Genomic DNA, 19,728 nt, shown 5'->3' with positions numbered 1-19,728 from the left:
GGCTGCCTATGCCCGACGGAAGCTCACCCATGTTCTCTGGAAAGGTTGCGGTGGTCACCGGCTCCACCAGCGGTATCGGTCTTGGCATTGCGACCGCGCTGGCCCGGCAAGGCGCCGATATCGTGCTGAACGGCTTCGGCGATGCGGCGGAAATCGAACGCATCCGTTCCAAACTGGAAGCCGAGTTCGGCGTGCGCGTGGCGCATGACGGCGCCGACCTTTCCCATGGCGAGGCGGTGCGCGGGATGATCGATCGCGCCGTCGCGACGATGGGGCGCATCGACATCCTGGTAAACAACGCGGGCATCCAGCACACCGCGTCGATCGAGGAATTCCCGGTCGAAAAGTGGGATGCGATTCTGGCGCTGAATCTCTCGGCGGTGTTCCATGCAACGGCGGCGGCCTTGCCCCACATGAAGCAGCAGGGCGCCGGCCGCATCATCAACATTGCGTCGGTGCACGGGCTGGTGGGCTCGGTGAACAAGTCGGCCTACGTGGCGGCCAAGCATGGCGTGGTGGGGTTCACCAAGGTGACCGCGCTGGAGAATGCGGGTACCGGCATTACCGCCAATGCGATCTGCCCGGGCTGGGTGCGGACGGCGCTGGTCGAGCAGCAGATCACCGCGTTGGCCGAGCGCGAAGGCACGGATCAGGAGACCGCCGCGCGTGCGCTGCTGGCTGAGAAGCAGCCGTCGTTGCAGTTCGTGACGCCCGATCAGCTGGGTGAGACGGTGGTGTTCCTGGCCTCGGACGCTGCGGCGCAGATCACCGGAACGGCGCTGCCGGTGGATGGGGGCTGGACGGCGCGCTAGCTGGCTGGCTGCGCCTTGCGCTGCAGCATCGGCAGTGCCACCAGCGTGGCGAGCAGGGTGAACAGCACCAGCGACGAGCCGACTGTGCCGAAGCCCAGGCCGCCCTTTTCCAGCGGCTTTGTGAGCAGATCGCCGAAGGTGGCACCGAACGGGCGGGTGAGCACGAAGGCGATCCAGAACAGGATGACCCGGTCGATGCCCTTGATGCGGCTGGCCAGTGCGGTGAGCGCGATGAGGGTGCCGATCAGCAGTGCGCCGCCGGTGAAGCCCAGCCCGGAATCGTCGGCGAGGAAATCACCCAGCGCGGTGCCGAGCGTGTTGGAGAACAGCACGGCGGTCCAGTAGAAGCCTTCGGCGCGGCGCGATGCGATGTTGCTGACCGAGATCGACTTTTCCGACACCCGCCAAGCCAGCAGCACCAGCGCCAGGCAGCCGGCTAGCAGACTGGCGCCGGTGGCGTAGCCCAGGCCGAGCGTGCGGTCGATCAGGTCGGACAGGGTGGTGCCGGCGGTGCTGGTCGCCAGCACCACCGACCAGAACAGCACTGGGTGGAAGCGCCGCGCCGACAACTGCATGCCCAGCAGGCCGGCAAAGATTGCCAGCAGGATGGCCGAGCTGGCCACGTAACCGAGGTTGAGCGTCATCGACAGCAGGTCACCCGCAGTCTCGCCGAGGGTGGTGGCGGCGATCTTCATCACCCAGAAACCGAGAGTGACCGCCGCCACTTTGCTGTGCAGGGAATCTGCGTCTGGAGCACGCATCGAACGTCGCCCGGGGAGCCTGCCGGTGATGCTGCAGCGCGCGGCGTCGGAGCCCGGTCGGAACCCGGTTCGGTGAGGGTGAGCGTGGGGGCGGCGTTCAGCCGGCGCTGGCGGGGGCCGAAAGGCGCGCCAGCAGGGCGTCCCAGCCGGCCACGAAGCAGCCGTCGCGGCCGCGGTTGCATTCGGTGATCCACGCGTCCAGTGATTCGCTCTGTGCGCGGTAGCCGCTGACATCGCCCAGGACGGCGAAGTGCAGGCGGTAGTTCACCAGCATCTGCAGCCATTGCCCGGCCATGCCGGAGCGCAGCTCGAAGAAGTCTGCCGGAAGGCGCTGCACCGGCACGGCGATCCACTCGGCCTAGTGCCCAAGGGCATCGCCGACCAGGTCGCGCAGGGCGTTGCCATCCAGCAGCGGGCCTGTATCGGCGCTGCGCAGGACGCGGGTGCTGCCGATCTGTTCGACATGTGTGTGCATGGTGCGCTCTGAAGTTCGTATCGTCCGCCCAGTATGGCCATGGGAGAGGCCAACAGTAAGCAGATGCAGCATGAATCTGGCGAACGAACGCGTTAGGCTGCGCCGGGCGCCCGCACGAGGCGGGTTCACGATACCGGGAAAGGGCATGGCAGGGTGGAAAGGACGTTCGTTGTTGATGGCGGTGCTGGTGTGCTCGGGTCTGCCGGCTGCGGCCGCCGAGCTATGCACGGCCAGTGCCTACGGTGACGGGCAGGGCAACATCGTGGTGCTCGGCGCATCCGCTGCGGCACCGGCCACGGGGCAGCGCTATCTGATGGTGGACGGGCGACGTGGCGCCACCGGTGATGCCAACGCGCCGGTGAGCTGCAGCGACGATGTGGTCAGCTTCAGGTCGTCTGCGGGAGCGACGCAGCGCTGGCAGCGACTGCCGACCCGCGATACCGATGCAACGTTCATCAGCGCGGGAACCAAGCTGGTTGGGCAGTTGATCGAGCCGGCAGGGCCGGCCGACCCGACGCGACCGCTGGTGGTGCTGGTGCACGGCTCGGAACGCACGATGGCGGCGGCGGCCATCTACCAGCGCATGCTGGTGGCGCAGGGGATTTCGGTCTTCGCTTACCAGAAGCGTGGGACCGGCGATTCGGAAGGCGAGTACACACAGAACTTCGAGCTGCTGGCCGACGACGCGGCGGCGGCGCTTGCCAAGGCGCGCGAACTGGCGAGAGGCCGGTTCGGCCGCGCCGGCTACTTTGGTGGCAGCCAAGGCGGCTGGATCGCGCCGCTGGCGGCGACCCGCTCGCAGGCGGATTTCGTGGCGATCGGCTTCGGGCTGGTGGTGTCGCCCATCGAGGAGGACCGCGAGCAGTTGTTCGATGAGGCACGGCGCATGCAGCTGGATGCGGCGGCGTTGGCGCAGGTCGGGCAGCTTTCAGACGCGACCGCGCAGTTGATGCGCACGCATTTCAATGAAGGGTTCGAGGCGCTGGCGAAGGTGCGTACGCAGATCGGTGCCGCACCGTGGGCAAAGAACATCAGCGGCGAATACAGCGGCGACATGCTGCGCATGAGTGACGCTGACCTGCGCCGGATCGGTCGCGCGCGATTCGACAACCTGGAGCTGATTTGGGACTACGACGCCGAGGCCGCGCTGCGCCGCCTGAAGGTGCCGTTGCTGTGGCTGCTGGCCGAGCAGGACCGCGCCGCGCCGATTGCCGCCACGCGTTCGATCCTGTCGCACCTGCGCGCGTCGGGGCAACCGATCGACACCTACCTGTTCCCGGATACCGACCACGGCATGGTCGAGTTCCGCACCGATGCCGAGGGCAACCGGGTGTCGACGCGGATCACCGACGGCTACCTGCGCCTGTTGGCCGATTGGATCAAGCAGGATGTGCGTGGCAGTTATGGGCGTTCGCGCAGATTGAGCGATTGACCGGCCAGGGAGCGCTGGCGGCGGGTGGCGCTCCGCCGCCGATTGCGGCACGACTCAGTTCGGCTTCGCAAACACATCCAGCCCCTTGCCGGTCTCCAGCAGCGACTTCAGGCTCGACAGCACGATCGGCCAGCCCTGGCGGATGCCGGTATCCATGCCGCTGCCAGGTTCCAGCTCCTCATGGGTAACCGTCAGCCGCACCATGTCCTGGTAGGGCACGATCTCGAAGGTCACCCGGCTGTAGGCGTCCGGGTTGTCGGCCTGCGAGGCGGCGGCCCAGGTGATGACCAAGCGCGAGGGCGGGGTGCTTTCCACCACTTCGCCGACCAGCTCGACCGAGCGCGTTTCGTTGGCGCGCACGTGCTGCCAGCGCGAGCCCGGTTTCCAGTCCGAGACGTTCTCGTGACCCCAGTAGCGACTGGCGATCTCGGGGCGGGTGATGGCCTCGAACACCTTCTGTGGCGTGGACGCGATATAGATCACGTGGATGAAGCGGGTTGACTCTGCGGACATCGTCATTCTCCTTCCAGTTCGCGTTTCAGGTCATGCAGCAGGCTCAGGCGCTGCTGCTCGAACTTGCGTACCCAGCGCTCATAGACTTCATGCAGCGGCACCGGATTGATGAAGTGCAGCTTCTCGCGGCCACGGCGCACGGTGCTGATCAGGTTGGCGTCTTCCAGCAGGCCCAGGTGCTGGGTGACCGATTGCCGGGCCATGTCCAGGTGTTCGCACAGCTGGCCCAGCGTCTGCCCGTTGTCCTTGCAGAGCAGATCCAGCAGCGTCCGGCGCGTGGGATCGGCCAGTGCCTTGAACACCTTGTCTGCGTCGCGCAGGTGGTCTACCGCCATGGGGAGGTCTTCAATTCCAGTTGTCGATCCTGACGTCGTGTGGGTTGGGCTGGCCCTTGCCGGTTTCCAGCAGTGCCTTCAGGCTCATCAGGAACACCGCCCACTTGGTGCTGCAGTGGGAGGTGAACTCGACACGCTCCTTCCAGCCTTCGTGCGTGAACAGCACGATGCAGTAGTCGCCTTCCTGCTTCAGCGCGAAGCGCGCGTAGGTGCCGATCCATTCGGCGGGGCCGGCGAGGAACCGCCACAGCACGAGCTCGCCTCGAACAAGCTGCTCAAGCTTCATCTCCATGGCGCCGATTTCCTGGCCGTTGTTGGTGAAACGGACCTTGACCGTGCCGCCGGCTTCGCGGTCGCCGTGCGCGTCTTCGGCCCACCAGGCGGCCACGCCTTCGGGGGTGGCCAGCGCCTGGTACACCTGGCTTGCGGGGGCCTTGATGCCGACCCTGTGTGCGATATCCACCATTGCAGGTTCCTCGCGATGGGCCGGCAGGCGCCGCCCTTGAGTGGACTATATGCAGGTAAATGCCTGCATGTCAAACCCCGCCACGAACGCCCGGGCGTGGTAGTGCCGGCCGCTGGCCGGCATCCCGGTGGCGTTGGGTGCGTGCAGTTGCCGGCCAGCGGCCGGCACTACCGGGGCGATGCTTCAGTTCTCGCCGTCCTGAAGGGCGGCATGCAGTTTGTCGGTGATCCGCTGCAGTGCGGCACGATCATCCGCGGAGAGATGGTCGAGAAAATACCGGCGGACACCGGCGGCGTGTACCGGCCGTGCCGCGCGCAGCTGCGCGTGCCCTTCTGTGGTCATGCGGATCACTACGACGTTTTCGCTGTCGGTATCGCGTTCGATCAGGCCACGGCCCGCCATGCGGGTCAGCTGGTGCGAGAGGCGCGTCTTGTCCCATTCCAGGTAGTCCAGCAGTTCGCGCTGGCGGCGGCAGCGATCCTTGGACTGGTTCAGCTCCATCAGCACGATGAAGTCGGCCCTTGAGAGCCCGGTGCTGCGGGTGATGTCCTGGACGATGCGGCCGGAGGTGATTTCTGCCATGCGCCGGAAGCCGCGCCAAGTGGCCCATTCGTCGGGTGTGATGCTGGGGGAGGTCATGGCCGAACGTTGCCGGGCAATGGTTGACATGTCAACCCTCGCGGCATACGGTTGACGTATCAACTAACCTGGATCGCGCCATGCAGCACCCTCCCCGTATTGCCGTCATCGGCGCAGGCCCCGCTGGCCTCACCGCTGCGCTCATCCTGCATCGGGGCGGTCACCCCGTGAGCGTGTACGAGGGCGAAGCATCCGGGCAGCAGCGCACACAGGGCGGCACGCTGGATCTGCACGACGATTCCGGGCAGGTGGCGCTGCAGCGCGCGGGCCTGCTGGAGGCCTTCCGTGCGGTGGCGCGGCATGAGGGGCAGGAGGCGCGGATGGGCGACCCGTGGTCCGGGGAGATCACCACCGGCGGGTTCGGGCCGGAAGGGAGCAAGGACAAGCCGGAGATCGACCGCGGCGACCTGCGCCAGCTGCTGCTCGACGCGCTGCCGGCGGACACGGTGCAGTGGGGCCACAGCCTGACCGCGCTGGTATCTGCACAGGCGAACGGCCACGGCCTGCGATTCGCCAACGGCGTGCAGCGCGAGGCGGACATCGTGATTGGTGCCGATGGTGCGTGGTCGAAAGTGCGCGCGGCCTTGAGTACGTGCCAGCCGGTGCCCACCGGCATTACCTTCTTCGAAGGTTGGATCGCACAGCCTGCTGCGGACATCGCAGCGATGGTCGGGCAGGGCAGCCTGTTCTGCTTTGGCGGCGAGGAGGCCCTGTTCGTGCAACGCAACAGCCGCGATCGGCTCTGCGTGTATGCGGCGCTGAAGCGCTCTTCCGAGTGGCTTGATGCGCAGATCGCGCAGCAGGGCATACGGACGCTGGTGACAGGCTGCTATACCGGGTGGGCCCCGAACCTTCGGCGCCTGCTGGAGGCCTGCACGGACTTCGTGCGGCGGCCGATCTACAGCCTGCCAGCGGATTTTTGCTGGACTCCGCGCGATGGCGTGACCTTGATCGGCGATGCGGCGCATCTGATGCCGCCGGTGGGCGTGGGCGTGAACCTGGCGATGCTGGACGCGTCGGATGTGGCGATGGCGTTGTGCGCGCGGCCGGATGCGATCAGCGCGATGCGCGACGCCGAAGTGTTGGTGCGTGAACGCGCCCGCGCCCTGATGCCGGATGCGATCGAGGGGTTCCAGCGCTGGTTCACTACCGGAGGGGATGCTCCACGCGGTTGATGAAGCATCGAGTCTGTACGCACCTGCGACACTGGGAACAGCAGCAGATTCCTGGCGGCGCGCTGGAAGTCACATGGACTTCCGACTGCTTTGGTCCGGTACAGGTAGCCACGCTGGGGCACGCGCTAGACTGGTTGAACCGGCCGACGCTCCCCTGTTTTCCAGGGTTGGGGAGCGTGGTATGACAGGAGCGGAACGCATGACTGAAATTGGAAAGGACGCCTTGAACATCCGCCGCGCCAGCGCGGCCGATGCCCCCGCAGTGTTGGGGCTCTTTGACGAGGTGATCGAGTGGTTCGTGTCGATCGGCAATGTGCAGCAATGGGGCAGCGAACCGTGGTCGACGATGCCGCGCCGGATTGCCCAGGTCACCGAGGCGTGTGCACTGCCAGGCGCATGGGTGGCGCAGAACGAGCAGGGCGACGTGCGGGCGTTCCTTGCACTGGGCGAGTCGATGCCCTATGTGCCGGCGCCCACCGGGCCGGAGCTGTATGTGCGGGTTCTGGTGGCCTCGCGTGATGTGCGCGTGCGTGGCATCGGCCGCCGCCTGATGGCGTTTGCCGACGAGCAGGCGCGCGCTGCCGGTGTCGACCATCTGCGTGTGGACTGCTACGCCGGAGGCAGCGGCGACCTGGTGCGCTTCTATGAATCCTGCGGGTATACGCGCATCGCGCCGTTCAACGTGGACGGCTGGCCAGGCATGCTGCTGGGAAGGACGCTCTGACGCGGCTGCGTCAGAGCGTCGCAGCCTGCGTGCAGGAAACGATACATCGGTTCGGCGCTAGAGTAGGGGCATGACTTGCATCGGATGGCTGTGTCATTCCGCTGCCGGTTCCTGATGACCCCCCTCCAGGAAGGTGCAACGCATGTATTACAGCAGTGGCAACTACGAAGCCTTCGCGCGCCCGCGCAAGCCGGCCGGTGTGGATGGCAAGCGCGCCTGGTTTGTGGGCTCGGGCCTGGCCTCGCTGGCCGGCGCCGCGTTCCTGGTGCGCGACGGCCGCATGGCCGGTGAGCGCATCACCATTCTCGAGCAGCAGCAGATTCCCGGCGGCGCGCTGGATGGCCTGAAGGTGCCAGAGAAGGGCTTCGTGATCCGCGGCGGCCGCGAGATGGAAGACCACTTCGAGTGCCTGTGGGATCTGTTCCGCTCAATTCCGTCGCTGGAGATTGAAGATGCCAGCGTGCTGGACGAGTTCTACTGGTTGAACAAGGACGACCCGAACTATTCGCTGCAGCGTGCCACCATCAATCGCGGCGAAGATGCGCACACTGATGGCCTGTTCACGCTGACCGAGCAGGCCCAGAAGGACATCATCGCGCTGTTCCTGGCCACCCGGAAGGAGATGGAGAACAAGCGCATCGACGAGGTGCTAGGCCGCGACTTCCTGGACAGCAACTTCTGGCTGTACTGGCGCACCATGTTCGCGTTCGAGGAGTGGCACTCAGCGCTGGAGATGAAGCTGTACCTGCATCGCTTCATCCACCACATTGGCGGCCTGCCGGATTTCTCGGCGTTGAAGTTCACCCGGTACAACCAGTATGAATCGCTGGTGCTGCCGCTGGTGAAGTGGTTGCGGGACCAGGGCGTGGTGTTCCAGTACGGCACCGAGGTGACCGACGTCGACTTCGATCTGCAGCCGGGCCGCAAGCAGGCCACGCGTATCCACTGGATGCGTGATGGTGTAGCCGATGGCGTGGATCTGGGCGCCGATGATCTTGTTTTCATGACGATCGGTTCGCTGACCGAAAACTCGGATAATGGCGATCACCACACCGCGGCGCGTTTGAACGAAGGACCGGCGCCGGCCTGGGACCTGTGGCGCCGCATCGCCGCGAAGGATGCGGCGTTCGGGCGCCCGGATGTGTTCGGCGCGCATATCCCGCAGACCAAGTGGGAATCGGCGACAGTGACGACGCTGGATGCGCGCATTCCGGCTTACATCCAGAAGATCGCCAAGCGCGACCCGTTCAGTGGCAAGGTAGTGACCGGCGGCATCGTCAGCGTGCGCGACTCGCGCTGGCTGATGAGCTGGACGGTGAACCGCCAGCCGCATTTCAAGAACCAGCCCAAGGACCAGATCGTGGTCTGGGTGTACTCGCTGTTTGTGGATACGCCGGGCGACTATGTGAAAAAGCCGATGCAGGAGTGCACCGGCGAGGAGATCACCCGCGAGTGGCTGTACCACCTGGGCGTGCCGGTGGAAGAGATTGATGCGCTGGCCGCGACCGGTGCGAAGACGGTGCCGGTGATGATGCCGTACATCACGGCGTTCTTCATGCCACGCCAGGCCGGTGACCGCCCGGACGTGGTGCCGGACGGTGCGGTGAACTTCGCCTTCATCGGCCAGTTTGCCGAATCGAAGCAGCGCGACTGCATCTTCACCACCGAATATTCGGTGCGCACGCCGATGGAAGCGGTGTACACCCTGCTGGGGATCGAGCGCGGCGTGCCGGAGGTGTTCAATTCCACGTATGACGTGCGCTCGCTGCTGGCCGCCACCGGTCGCCTGCGCGATGGCAAGGAACTGGACATTCCCGGGCCTGCGTTCCTGCGCAATCTGCTGATGAACAAGCTGGACAAGACCCAGATCGGTGGCCTGCTGCGCGAGTTCAAGCTGGTGCAGGAAGACTGAGCGGGCAGGGGGAGGCCGCCGGTGAGGGCATCGGCGGCCTCAAGATCTCACGCTACGCCGTCGGTCGAACGGCTCAGCTGTTCCCACGCGTCGATGCTACCGGCCATCGATGCCAGCTTTGCCCTCACCAGCTGCAGTGCATCACTGCCCAGCAGCAAGTGGCGGGGAGGAGCGTCGCTGTCGATGACCTGCAGCATGGCCTGCGCAGCCTTCACTGGATCACCGGGCTGGTGGCCACTCTTCGCCTCACGCGCGTTGCGGATGGGATCGAACAATGCGTCGTAGTCGTCAATGCTGCGCGGTGCCCGCACCATCGAGCGGCCTGCCCAGTCGGTGCGGAAGGAACCCGGCGCGACGGCCGTGACGTGGATACCAAACGGCGCGACTTCCTTGCCAAGCACTTCACTGATGCCCTCCAGCGCGAACTTGCTGCCGCAGTACCACGCGATGCCCGGCATCGTGATGAAACCGCCCATGGAGGTGATGTTGAGGATATGGCCGCGGCGCCGGGCGCGCATGTGCGGCAGCACGGCCTTGATCAGCGCGGCCGGAGCGAACACGTTCACCTCGAATTGTTGCCGCAGCTCGGCGAGCGTGGATTCTTCGAGGATGCCTTCGTGGCCGTAGCCAGCGTTGTTGACCAGCACGTCGATGCTTCCGATGTTGGTTTCGATATCGGCGACGAGCGCATTGATGGCGGCGGTATCGGTTACGTCCAGCAGGCGACCGAATGCGCGGCCGGGAGCGAGCGCTTCGAGTACCTGGCGGTCGGTTTCGTTGCGCACGGTGCCGACCACGCGGTGGCCGGCCAGCAGGGCCTGCTGGGCAAGGGCGCGGCCGAATCCACTGCTGACACCGGTGATGAGGAGAAAGCGGGAAGGGGGCATGAGGGGGCGTTCGTGGTGGGCAGGGCTTGCACGTTAGTTCTTGAACGACCGGGGTCACAGGCCTAGGATTCGGCCATTCTTGCCTATTCCTCTGGAGTGCCTGTGCCTGTGGTCGATTCCCTGCAACGGCAGGTGCAGGCGCGCATGGTCGGCCTGCTGAAGACGCTGGCGGTGGAGGAGGGCTATACGCTCACGCGCCTGCCGGGGGTGCGGTTGCTGCGATCGGACCGGCCACTGGCGCGCACGCCGGTGTTGTACGACCCCGGCATCGTGATCGTCTGCCAGGGGGTGAAGCGTGGCTATCTGGGCGGGCAGGTCTACCAGTACGACGCGCAGCACTATCTGGCAGTGTCGGTGCCGGTGCCGTTCACGATGGAAACCGATGCGTCGGCCCAGGCGCCGCTGCTGGCGATCTATTTGCATCTGGATCTGCAGCTGGCGGCGGATCTGCTGATCGAACTGGGTGAACAGGAGGGCACCCCGGCGACACCGGCGCAGAGCATGATGTCCAGTCCGATGCAGGCGCCGATGCAGGCCACGGTGCTGCGCCTGCTGGAGGCACTGGCTGAACCGTTGGAGGCTGCCGTGCTCGGCCCTGCGTTGGTGCGTGAGGTGTACTTCCGCGTGCTGACGGGTGCACAGGGCGGCGCAATGCGCGAGGCGCTGGCCATGCGCGGGCGCTTCGGCAGCATCGGCAGAGTGCTGCGGACGATCCATGCCGGATATGCCACCACCCTGGACGTGGGGCAACTGGCCACCGAAGCGGGCATGAGTGTGGCGACCTTCCACGACTACTTCCGCGCGATTACCGGCACGTCGCCGAAGCAGTACGTGAAGTCGACCCGCCTGCACCAGGCACGGTTGCTGATGCTGCGGCAGGGGATGACTGCCGAAGCGGCATCGCTGGCGGTGGGGTATGCCAGCCCGTCGCAGTTCAACCGTGAGTTCAAGCGCCTGTTCGCGTTGCCGCCGGCGGCCGAGGTCGCGCGGATGCGGCGCAGTTTCGCGCTGCCACCTCCGCCAGCCGATGCGGTATACGTGTCTTCGCATTGAGGGGCAATCGAAGGTCACGTTGCCAGCAAGCCGGCCAGCGGCCGGCTCTGCCGGGAATGATGCCTGGCGGGTGCAGCAGAGAGGGGTTGACAGGCCGTCTACCTACTAGTAGGTTTATTTCCATGAAAGAGTCGCTCTCGCCCAAGGCCCAGGAAATCCTGGCGCATGCCCGTGCGCTGCTGGAAGCCGGTGGCTACAACGGCTTCAGCTACGCCGACGTGTCGGCGCGGGTGAACATCAGCAAGGCCAGCATCCATCACCACTTCCCCAGCAAGGCGGATCTGGTGCGCACGGTGGTCGAGCTGTACCGGGCCGAGGCGCGCGAAGGCCTGGCGCTGCTGGACCGGCAGCTGGCCGACCCGCTGCAGGAGCTCAACGCCTATGTGGATTACTGGTCCAGCTGCATTGCAGGGGGTACGTCCTCGTTCTGCATCTGCGCGATGCTGGCCGCCGAAGCGCCGATGATTCCGGCAGAGATCGCTGAGGAAGTGCGCGGCCATTTCGAGGACCTGAGCGGTTGGCTGGCAGTGACGCTGGAGAAGGGCGTTTCGATGGGCCAACTGCAGTTGCAGGGCTCGGCGGCCGATGAGGCCAAGGCGTTCATGTCATCGGTGCACGGCGCGATGCTGGCCGCGCGCGGTTTCGGTGATGCGGCGACCTTCGCGGCACTGGCGCGGTTGGCGATCGCGCGGGTGAGCGCGGCGTCCTGAGAAATGTGTGGTGGGCCTGCGGCGACGCGGGCCTTCTTTTTGAGTCCTATGCCTACCTACTAGTAGGTTCATTCTGTCCCTGGAGATGTCCCATGTCCCACCCTCTGTCCACACTTGGCGTGATCCATACCGCTGTCAGCCTGATCCCGGTGTTGAGTGGCCTGTATGCCTTCATTCGCCACCGCGCAATCGATCCCGCCACGCGCGCGGGCAAGCTGTACCTGGTGGGGCTGGTGCTGTCGGTGGCCACCTCGTTCACCGTGTCCAGCACGGGCGGGATCAACGCCGGCCACGCATTCGGGGTGATCGTGCTGCTGGTGGCATTCGGCGGCGTGCTGGCCGCGCGGCTGCGCTGGCTGGGGCGCGCCGCGCGTTACCTGTCGACCTTCGCACTGTCGTTCAGCTTCCTGCTCTCGTTGGTGCCCGGCGTCAACGAAACGCTGACCCGCCTGCCGGCAGCGCATCCGATTGCGGCGGCGCCGATGGCCCCGGTGGTGCTGCACACGCTGCTGGCCTGCCTGGTGGTGTTCGTGATCGGCTTTGCCGCGCAGTGCTGGAGGCTGCGAAACCGTGGTTTGGCAGGACGATCCTGAGACGCCGCCGGTCAACCCGGCGCGGCAAGTGCGCCCAGCAGTGCCGCCGGTTCGATCAGTGCAGCCGAGCGCGCCGGATCGAGTTGAATGTGCCGGCTGCAGAAGCAGAACGATTGGCCCGCTGCAGGCTCGGGGGTGTTCGCGCTCGCGTCCGGCGTCTCGATCTCCAGCACTTCGTCCACGGCCAGCGCCAGGGTTGCGGTGCCGGCGTTGATCAACAGCATGGCCGGGCTGCCACCCTCGAATGCCGGTTGGCCGCTCATGCGGCGCAGGTCGACGACGGGTAATGGCTGCCCACGAACTTCCAGGGTCGGCCTGCCGTTGCGGTCTGCAGGGCCGAATGCCTCCGGACCGCGGATTTCGACCGCTGCCTGGATGTCGATGGCGAACAGGACGGTGCCTGCACGCACGACGACGATCTCGAACAGGTCGGCAGGCGATGCGCGTGTTTCCGTTACAGGGTGGGCGGGTACGGGCATGCGATGAGCGTGGCGAAGACGATGGGAAAGGAGATCTGGATGATGACGCCTGGACGCAACGCGCGGCCGCGTCGGCGTGCGCGTGCAAGGCGATGGTTCAGTGTCTATCAGGCGGCTGCGCGTGGCGCGCCGACGGTGCCGACGCGTGGAAAATGCGGACGCAGCAGGCCGACGAGCTGGTCCATGCCCGGAATGGAGTGGCCGAACTCGTCCCAGCGCGCATTCACCAGGCCGGACACCACGATCTGCCCGGTCTCGATGTGGGTCATTGCCCAGTACGGAACGGCACGCGCGCTGATGGCCATGTCCAGTACCGGCACGACGGCAGCATGCGAGCGGCTGTCATGGATGCGGCGCTTGACTGCTTCCAGGGCGTCGGGCGGACCTTCGATGTACTGGAAAAACCGCTGCCCGTCGACGATCAGCGCACCGGTAACGTCCACCCGGCGATTGAACGTGGCAGATTGCGAGACGATCTGGTGGAGGGCTTGATTGGACAGCCCAGCCGACATGCGGCTGGAGTAAGCAAATGCATGGAGCATGGAAGGGGCTTCTTGTGACGCACGTCACTATACGCACGCAAGCCCGGACCGTCGTGAGGCTTTGCTCACGCCACGCCTGGCTCCGCGCACTGGATCAACAGCCCACCAACCGGTCGGCACCGAGACCGCCGCGATGCTGGCTGCGGTACTCGGTAGGGCTCGCGTCGACCTGACCGCGGAAGTGCCGACGGAACGATTCCTGCGAACCAAAGCCGGCCTGTTCTGCAATCCACTGCAGCGGTCGGTCAGTGGTTTCCAGCAGCTCGCGCGCGAAAGCCACGCGTTCGCGGATCAGCCAGTCGATCGGCGACAGGCCGGTGGCGTCCAGGAACTGCCGCTGCAGCGTGCGTTGGCTGAGCGCGGCCTGCTCGGCGAGGCTGCCCAGTGAGTGGGGCTCGCGCAGGTTGCGGCGCATCCATTCCATCAGCTTTGCCAAGCGGGTGGGCTCGCCGTGGGGAATGGCGCGGCTGACGCGCTGGCTGCGCCCGGCATCACGCCACGGTGCCAGGACCAGCCGTTCGGCCACCAGGTTGGCCACGCGCGCGCCGTAATCCTTGCGCACCATGTGCAGCATCATGTCCATGCCGGTGGCCGAGCCGGCCGAAGTGATGATGCTGCCGGTATCCACGTACAGCGCATCCTCGCGCACATCGATGCGTGGGAACTCGCGTGCCAGCGCTTCGGTGAGGCGCCAGTGGGTGGTGGCCTGGCGGCCATCGAGCAGCCCGGCCCAGGCCAGCACGAAGGCACCGGAGCAGATCGAGGCGATGCGCGCGCCACGTGCGTGGGCACGGATCAGTGCATCGAGCAGTGCCTGCGGTGGGCGCTCGCTGGGTTCGCGCCAACCGGGGATGACGATGATGTCGGCGTCATCAACCGCGCTGAGATCGTAGGGAAGCTGCACCTGCGCATTGCCGAGCATGCGCAGCGCACCGGGTTCGCCCGCGCACAGCTGGGTGCGGTACCAGGCCACGCCGAGTTCCGGCCGCACCGGCGCGAACAGGCCGACCGCGCAGCCGAATTCGAACAGCCCCTGGCCGTGGCAGGCGACGATGGCAACGAGCGGCGCGGTGGGATCGGCGGGTGGGCTGGGCATGGCCTGATGCTACGGGTGGCGGTGCGTGGCGTTGCGTGATGCGCGGGCATGAGGTGATGCCGGGCGGGCATATGGGAACCGGGGTCGGATCCCTTCCGCAGGAAGGGCTCTGACCCCGTGGTGGGGAGGCGTGCGTGAGGTCAGAGCCCTTTCCTATGGAAAGGGATCCGACTCCGTGGGGGACCCCGTGCGTGTGCGCCGCCTAACGTCATTACCAGCGGTCATGTGGGTGGCCGGATGTTACGGCTGGGTGACGCGATCGCGCCTGTCGCACCAAGTGAACAGGCCCTTGAATGGAAGCGTGTTTCCGGCCCACCCCCACGAGCCCCCATGCCTGCCGCCCACGCCCCTGTCCTGAGCACTCTCGCTGTTCTGATCACAGCCATCCTTGCCGCCTCGCCCAGCCATGCGGCTGAAGCAGACGCAGATCCTGCTGCCACCGCCGCGACGGCCAACGTGGCCGCGTCCACGCTGGATGCGGTGGTGGTCACCGGCTCACGCACCAGCACGCGCACGGTGAAGAACAGTTCCACGCCCATCGATGTGATCTCTGCAGAGGACCTCGCCGCCACCGGGCAGGGCAACCTGCTGGAAGCGCTGCAGCGCAGCCTGCCGTCGCTGAGCCAGATCGGCGGCTACCAGAGCGACCAGGAGAGCCTGATCCGTGGCTACCAGCTGCGCAACCTGTCACCGGGCTACACGCTGGTGCTGGTGAACGGCAAGCGCCGCAATGCCAGCGCCTATGTGAGCGGTGCCAATGGGGGCGGCTTCCCAGGCCATGCGTGGGCGGACCTGGCGTTGATTCCGGTGTCGGCCATCGACCACGTGGAAGTGCTGCGTGATGGTGCGTCGGCCATCTATGGCTCGGACGCGATCACCGGCGTGGTCAACGTGATCCTGAAATCGCAGGCGCACGGTGGCGATGTGTCGGTGGAGAGCGGGCAGAGCATCGATGGTGATGGTTCGCGTACCAGCGTGCGCGCCAATGTCGGCCTGCCGTGGGGCCAGGATGGCTTCGTCAACCTGTCCGGCGAGAACACGCGGCAGCACCACGCGATCCGCACCCGTCGCTACATCGATGGCTACCTGAGCTATCCGGCAGTAGATGCCAACGGCAACCGGGTCGCACTGCGCCCGAACAATCGCTTGCCGACGGGTGCATCGCCGAACCCGGCCGAGGCCAACCGCGATGCCGAGGCCAACACCATCCTCAGTTCGCCGTCGTACGCGTTGAAGGCTTTCGCAGTGAATGCAGGCCATGGCCTGGGCGAGAGCGCGCAGTTCTACGCCAACGCCACGGCCAGTGACCGCACCGCGCAGGCGATCCAGAACTTCCGCCTGCCGGCGACCATCTTCACCACCTACAAGGCACCCGGCGTGCTGAGCGTGTTTCCCGATGGCTTCCTGCCGGTGCTGGAGACCAAGGAAAAGCAGTACACCGGCACTGCGGGCGTGAAGGGGCAGATCGCGGGCTGGGATTACGACGCCAGCCTGACCGGCAACCGCAGCACGGTGCGCACCTATACCCGCAATTCGGTGAATTACTCGCTGCCGTATCCCGGTTCGCCCACTGACTTCTATGACGGCAAGCTGGACTACCAGCAGGGGATCGCCAACCTCGACCTGCGCCGTGGCTTCGAGGTGGCGGCCTTTGCGTCGCCGCTGGAAGTGAGCGCAGGCGCCGAGTACCAGCACGAACAGTACGAACGCGGGGCCGGGCAGTGGGAGTCGTACACCGGCTTCGGTGCCGCGGCGTTCGTGGGCTACTCCACCGCCGATGCGGCGAAGGCGACGCGCAACAGCAAGGCGGTCTATGTGGGCGCGGCCAGCAACATCACCTCGCGCTGGTATCTGGATGCGGCGGCGCGCTGGGAAGATCATTCCGACTTCGGCAGTGTCTCCACTGGCCGCCTGACCACGCGCTTCGACTTCACCGACGCGTTGGGTGTACGCGCGACGGTCAGCAACGGCTTCCATGCGCCCAGCCTGGGCGCACAGTTCTACCAGGCCACGGGCAGCTGCCCGTGCGGGACCACGCTGGTGGCGCAGGTGTCTTCACCGGCGGCGGTTGCGCTGGGTGCTACGCCGCTGAAGCCCGAGAAAGCCACCAACTACAGCCTGGGCGTGACCTGGGACCCGAGCCCTGCATTCCATCTGGCCGTGGATGCGTACCAGATCGACATCCGTGGCCAGCTGGGCCAGTCCAGCCAGATCGGCTACAACGCGCAGGATCCGGCGCGCATCACCGACAACAGCGGTACGGTGCTGAGCGCGGCGCAGAAGAACACCATCGATGCGCTGCTGGGTTCGGCCGGCATCAGCATCCTGCCGGGTGATGCGTTCTACGCCAGCTACTTCACCAATGTGGGCAATACCCGCACGCGCGGTGTCGAGCTGACCCTGGAAGCCAACCAGGACACTGCGTGGGGCAAGCTGCGCTGGAGCTACGCGGCCAACGTCGGCCGTACCACCATCCAGAAGGTGAGCGACATTCCGGCGGCGCTGCAGGGGCTGCCGAACATCAACCTGCTGACCAAGAGCAGCGAATACGCGCTGCGCTTCCGCACGCCCAGCTACACCCAGGTAGCCGGGCTGGGCTGGCAGAACGGGCGCTGGCGCTCGAACGTCGATTTCACCTACTACGGCCCGATCAAGCGCCTGAACAACGGCGTGGAGTACAAGCAGCCGCCGGTGCTGGTAACCAACCTGTCCGGCGGCGTGGAGCTGGGGGCGGGCTGGAGCGCGGCGCTGGGGATCAACAATGTGTTCGACAAGCGCACGCGCAAGGTGCCGGAGTACGCGCGCAGTGCTACCGATGTGGCCAGCATCGAGACGACCTGGGACAACGGCGACGTGTTGGGCAACGTCGGGGCGTATTGGTATGGGCGGATCAGTTACCGGTTCTGATCTGGGGCAGCCGAGCATGGCTCGGCTCTACAAAGGCGGGAAGCAGCCGAGCATGGCTCGGCTCTACAAAAGACGAAGGGCGGCCGGAGGTAGTTCGGCATTATCGAGGAGCAGTTCATGTCTTCTGCATTGAAGGTGGTTGCATTGGTGGGGTCGCCGACCAGTTCGGCGACATCGCGCACGTTGCTGCTGGTGCGACATCTGCTGGCGTCGCTGCAGCAACGCGTGCATGCCAGCGTGGAGCTGGTGGAGCTGGCGCCGATCGCGCGCTCGCTGGGCCAGTCGTTGTCGCGCGATGAGGCGGGGCCGGAGGTGGAGCAGGCGCTGCAGAGCATCGAGGCCGCAGAGCTGCTGGTGGTGGCCGCGCCGGTCTATCGCGGCTCGTATCCCGGGTTGTTCAAGCACCTGGTCGACTTCGTCGGGCTGGAGGCGCTGGTGGATACGCCGGTGCTGCTGGCAGCGACCGGTGGCAGCGAGCGCCATGCGCTGGTGATCGACCACCAGTTGCGGCCGTTGTTCAGTTTCCTGCAGGCGCACACGCTGCCGATCGGGGTGTACGCCACGCCTGCCGACTTCGACGGCGAGCACATCAACAGTGCTGCCTTGCAGGCACGCATCGCGCTGGCAGCCGAGCGTGCGGCCGGCCACCTGGCGACGCAGGCGCTGGCGGTAGCGGCGCCGCTGCGACGCATCGCCTGACGCCATAACCGGCGGCGCTTTGCTTATGGCCACGCTGCATCTGCATGGCCGGATCTGACCGCCGATTGTCGCCAGGCGTCGCTGCCGCAGCCGCCGGCATCTCTAGCATCGATATCGAAGCGGCATCGCATTGCCGGCCCAGATGAGGACCCCATGCTCGACGCAGCAAGCAAACCCATCCTGTTCCTGCTCGATCGCGAGTTCGAGGACGGCCAGATTCCCGGCCAGCGCTTCTTCTGCCGACACAGCCTGTTGCTGGAAGGTGCACTGTCGAGCATCGACGGCCTTGATGCGCAGCTGGACGTACGTCGCATCGGCTTCGCGCGGCCGCGCCGCGAGGTGATCGCCGAGATCGGCGAGCAGGACCAGTCGTTGCCCAAGCTGGTGCTGCCGCAGGGCGTACGCAGCGACCTGGCCAGTGGCGCGCACCAGGACCGGCAGTACATCTCCGGTGCCGAACCGATCCTGGCCGCACTGAACGGATTGCTCGGCATTCCCGTGGCCCACCCCTGAGCGAGGACGCGACCGTGAGCTATCAGATCAGCGTGCTGGACAAGAGCCCGGTGGCCGAGGGCGCTTCGCCGGAGCAGGCGCTGCGCAACAGCCTGCAGCTGGCGCAGCGCGCCGAACAGCTGGGCTATCACCGCTACTGGTTTGCCGAGCACCATGCCGCACCGACGTTGGCCAGCCCTGCACCGGAAGTGCTGGCGGCCTGGGTGCTGGCGCAGACCCGGCGCATCCGCATCGGCAGTGGCGGGGTGATGCTGCGCCACTACGCGCCGTACAAGGTGGCGGAGAACTTCAACCTGCTGGCGGCGCTGGCGCCGGGGCGCGTGGATCTGGGCGTGGGCAAGGCCCCCGGCGGCCTGCCGGCCTCGACTGCCGCGCTGGCAGCCGGGCGTCCGCCGTTCGCTGATTTCGACCAGCAACTGCGCGACCTGGAGGGTTATCTGGCCGGCGCCGAAAGCGAGGCGCTGGCGCGGCCGCTTCCGCAGCAGGCGCCGGAGCGTTTCCTGCTCGGCGCAAGTCCACAGAGTGCAAAGCAGGCGGCCGAACTGGGCTGGCGCTTCGTCTACGCCGCGCACTTCGATGGTGACCCGAAGCACATCGAGGCCGCGTTCGACGCCTACCGCAGCGTCGCCTCGCAGCCGCCGCTGCTGGCCACGGTGGCCTTCGCCGCACCGACTGCGGAAGCCGCAGCGCGTCACATCGGTGCGCTGCGCGTCTACAAGCTGCACCTCGGTCCCGGGCAGGCGGTGAACCTGCCCAGCGCCGAGGCAGCTGCCGAGTACGCGCGCCAGGTGGGGGTGGCCGACTTCCGCATCGAGGAAACGCGCCCCAGCGTGCTGTCCGGTGATGCGCAGCACGTGCGCGGCGAACTGGATGCGCTGCACCGGCGTTTCGGCGTGGGCGAGTTCATCCTCGATGCGCCGGTGGCCGACCTCGACGCACGCCTGACATCCCTTGAACTGCTGTCGCCCGCGCCGCGCGCGGCGGTGGCCTGACCTGCAGGAGCGT

Annotated in this window: 22 protein-coding genes; 12 read left to right on the top strand and 10 right to left on the bottom strand. The window is 66.4% G+C overall.

Annotation, left to right across the window (positions count from 1 at the left end; genetic code table 11):
- The first annotated feature begins 29 nt into the window (after window positions 1-29).
- Entirely contained in the window at window positions 30-812 is a 783-nt protein-coding gene (locus E5790_RS00540) for a 3-hydroxybutyrate dehydrogenase (protein ID WP_136191802.1), read from the top strand.
- On the opposite strand, the gene E5790_RS00535 is transcribed toward E5790_RS00540, so the two are convergent.
- Both E5790_RS00535 and E5790_RS22030 read right to left on the bottom strand, forming a co-directional pair.
- Window positions 809-1,573, bottom strand: coding sequence for a hypothetical protein (locus E5790_RS00535; protein WP_136191658.1), 765 nt, complete (start codon window positions 1,571-1,573; stop codon window positions 809-811). The two genes, E5790_RS00540 and E5790_RS00535, sit on opposite strands and share 4 nt — an antisense overlap.
- Before the next feature lie 97 nt (window positions 1,574-1,670).
- On the bottom strand, window positions 1,671-1,910 hold the full coding sequence (locus E5790_RS22030; RefSeq protein WP_229653753.1) for a DUF4180 domain-containing protein: 240 nt from the start codon (window positions 1,908-1,910) through the stop codon (window positions 1,671-1,673).
- A gap of 283 nt (window positions 1,911-2,193) precedes the next feature.
- Between E5790_RS22030 and E5790_RS00525 the strand changes: the two genes are divergently transcribed.
- Window positions 2,194-3,480, top strand: a complete 1,287-nt coding sequence (locus tag E5790_RS00525) for an alpha/beta hydrolase (RefSeq protein WP_136191657.1) — start codon at window positions 2,194-2,196, stop codon at window positions 3,478-3,480.
- 54 nt (window positions 3,481-3,534) lie between these two features.
- Here the strand turns inward: E5790_RS00525 and E5790_RS00520 are convergent, their stop codons facing one another.
- From E5790_RS00520 to E5790_RS00505, 4 genes are all read right to left on the bottom strand, one after another.
- A complete protein-coding gene (locus tag E5790_RS00520) occupies window positions 3,535-3,993 on the bottom strand; it encodes an SRPBCC family protein (protein WP_049440748.1) in 459 nt (152 codons plus the stop codon).
- Between the two features lie 2 nt (window positions 3,994-3,995).
- Window positions 3,996-4,328, bottom strand: coding sequence for a metalloregulator ArsR/SmtB family transcription factor (locus E5790_RS00515; protein WP_014646883.1), 333 nt, complete (start codon window positions 4,326-4,328; stop codon window positions 3,996-3,998).
- Between the two features lie 10 nt (window positions 4,329-4,338).
- A complete protein-coding gene (locus tag E5790_RS00510) occupies window positions 4,339-4,794 on the bottom strand; it encodes an SRPBCC domain-containing protein (RefSeq protein WP_111205497.1) in 456 nt (151 codons plus the stop codon).
- A 183-nt stretch (window positions 4,795-4,977) separates the two neighbouring features.
- The gene (locus E5790_RS00505) at window positions 4,978-5,376 is read right to left on the bottom strand and encodes a MarR family transcriptional regulator (RefSeq protein WP_229653754.1); all 399 of its coding nucleotides are present in this window, start codon (window positions 5,374-5,376) and stop codon (window positions 4,978-4,980) included.
- Between the two features lie 137 nt (window positions 5,377-5,513).
- Between E5790_RS00505 and E5790_RS00500 the strand changes: the two genes are divergently transcribed.
- The 3 genes from E5790_RS00500 (at window position 5,514) to E5790_RS00490 (ending at window position 9,244) form a co-directional block, all read left to right on the top strand.
- Window positions 5,514-6,608, top strand: a complete 1,095-nt coding sequence (locus E5790_RS00500) for an NAD(P)/FAD-dependent oxidoreductase (RefSeq protein WP_136191656.1) — start codon at window positions 5,514-5,516, stop codon at window positions 6,606-6,608.
- A gap of 199 nt (window positions 6,609-6,807) precedes the next feature.
- Window positions 6,808-7,332 (top strand): GNAT family N-acetyltransferase, encoded by a 525-nt coding sequence (locus E5790_RS00495; RefSeq protein ID WP_136191655.1) that lies wholly within the window; start codon window positions 6,808-6,810, stop codon window positions 7,330-7,332.
- A 142-nt stretch (window positions 7,333-7,474) separates the two neighbouring features.
- Window positions 7,475-9,244, top strand: a complete 1,770-nt coding sequence (locus tag E5790_RS00490) for an oleate hydratase (protein ID WP_136191654.1) — start codon at window positions 7,475-7,477, stop codon at window positions 9,242-9,244.
- A gap of 47 nt (window positions 9,245-9,291) precedes the next feature.
- On the opposite strand, the gene E5790_RS00485 is transcribed toward E5790_RS00490, so the two are convergent.
- Window positions 9,292-10,131: an oxidoreductase gene (locus tag E5790_RS00485; RefSeq protein WP_134966714.1), complete on the bottom strand. Its 840-nt coding sequence runs from the start codon at window positions 10,129-10,131 to the stop codon at window positions 9,292-9,294.
- A gap of 108 nt (window positions 10,132-10,239) precedes the next feature.
- Here E5790_RS00485 and E5790_RS00480 point away from each other — a divergent pair, with 108 nt between their 5' ends.
- The 3 genes from E5790_RS00480 to E5790_RS00470 all read left to right on the top strand — a co-directional run bounded on the left by E5790_RS00480 (window position 10,240) and on the right by E5790_RS00470 (window position 12,487).
- Window positions 10,240-11,184 carry an AraC family transcriptional regulator gene (locus tag E5790_RS00480; protein ID WP_136191653.1) on the top strand — a complete coding sequence of 315 codons (945 nt, stop codon included), beginning with the start codon at window positions 10,240-10,242 and terminating at the stop codon, window positions 11,182-11,184.
- Between the two features lie 122 nt (window positions 11,185-11,306).
- Window positions 11,307-11,894, top strand: coding sequence for a TetR/AcrR family transcriptional regulator (locus tag E5790_RS00475; protein ID WP_049440761.1), 588 nt, complete (start codon window positions 11,307-11,309; stop codon window positions 11,892-11,894).
- Window positions 11,895-11,986: 92 nt separating this feature from the next.
- Window positions 11,987-12,487, top strand: a complete 501-nt coding sequence (locus E5790_RS00470) for a hypothetical protein (RefSeq protein ID WP_049440764.1) — start codon at window positions 11,987-11,989, stop codon at window positions 12,485-12,487.
- An 11-nt stretch (window positions 12,488-12,498) separates the two neighbouring features.
- On the opposite strand, the gene E5790_RS00465 is transcribed toward E5790_RS00470, so the two are convergent.
- The 3 genes from E5790_RS00465 to ftrA all read right to left on the bottom strand — a co-directional run bounded on the left by E5790_RS00465 (window position 12,499) and on the right by ftrA (window position 14,604).
- Window positions 12,499-12,966, bottom strand: a complete 468-nt coding sequence (locus E5790_RS00465; RefSeq protein ID WP_049440767.1) for a chemotaxis protein CheW — start codon at window positions 12,964-12,966, stop codon at window positions 12,499-12,501.
- A 107-nt stretch (window positions 12,967-13,073) separates the two neighbouring features.
- Window positions 13,074-13,508, bottom strand: coding sequence for a BLUF domain-containing protein (locus E5790_RS00460; protein WP_053494832.1), 435 nt, complete (start codon window positions 13,506-13,508; stop codon window positions 13,074-13,076).
- Between the two features lie 94 nt (window positions 13,509-13,602).
- On the bottom strand, window positions 13,603-14,604 hold the full coding sequence (gene ftrA, locus E5790_RS00455) for a transcriptional regulator FtrA (protein ID WP_014646895.1): 1,002 nt from the start codon (window positions 14,602-14,604) through the stop codon (window positions 13,603-13,605).
- Between the two features lie 330 nt (window positions 14,605-14,934).
- On the opposite strand from ftrA, the gene E5790_RS00450 reads away from it, so the two are divergent.
- From E5790_RS00450 to E5790_RS00435, 4 genes are all read left to right on the top strand, one after another.
- On the top strand, window positions 14,935-17,511 hold the full coding sequence (locus E5790_RS00450; RefSeq protein WP_111206781.1) for a TonB-dependent receptor: 2,577 nt from the start codon (window positions 14,935-14,937) through the stop codon (window positions 17,509-17,511).
- 117 nt (window positions 17,512-17,628) lie between these two features.
- Window positions 17,629-18,210 carry an FMN reductase gene (msuE, locus tag E5790_RS00445; protein ID WP_032960012.1) on the top strand — a complete coding sequence of 194 codons (582 nt, stop codon included), beginning with the start codon at window positions 17,629-17,631 and terminating at the stop codon, window positions 18,208-18,210.
- A 153-nt stretch (window positions 18,211-18,363) separates the two neighbouring features.
- Window positions 18,364-18,723 (top strand): DUF3088 family protein, encoded by a 360-nt coding sequence (locus E5790_RS00440; protein WP_049440770.1) that lies wholly within the window; start codon window positions 18,364-18,366, stop codon window positions 18,721-18,723.
- Between the two features lie 14 nt (window positions 18,724-18,737).
- Window positions 18,738-19,715 carry an MsnO8 family LLM class oxidoreductase gene (locus E5790_RS00435; RefSeq protein ID WP_049440771.1) on the top strand — a complete coding sequence of 326 codons (978 nt, stop codon included), beginning with the start codon at window positions 18,738-18,740 and terminating at the stop codon, window positions 19,713-19,715.
- Window positions 19,716-19,728: the final 13 nt, after the last annotated feature.

The sequence above is a fragment of the Stenotrophomonas sp. PAMC25021 genome (genome assembly GCF_004795795.1).
Lineage (GTDB): Bacteria > Pseudomonadota > Gammaproteobacteria > Xanthomonadales > Xanthomonadaceae > Stenotrophomonas > Stenotrophomonas muris.
The sequence above is the reverse complement of the archived record's forward strand: the minus strand, read 5'-3'. Positions and strand labels throughout refer to the sequence as shown.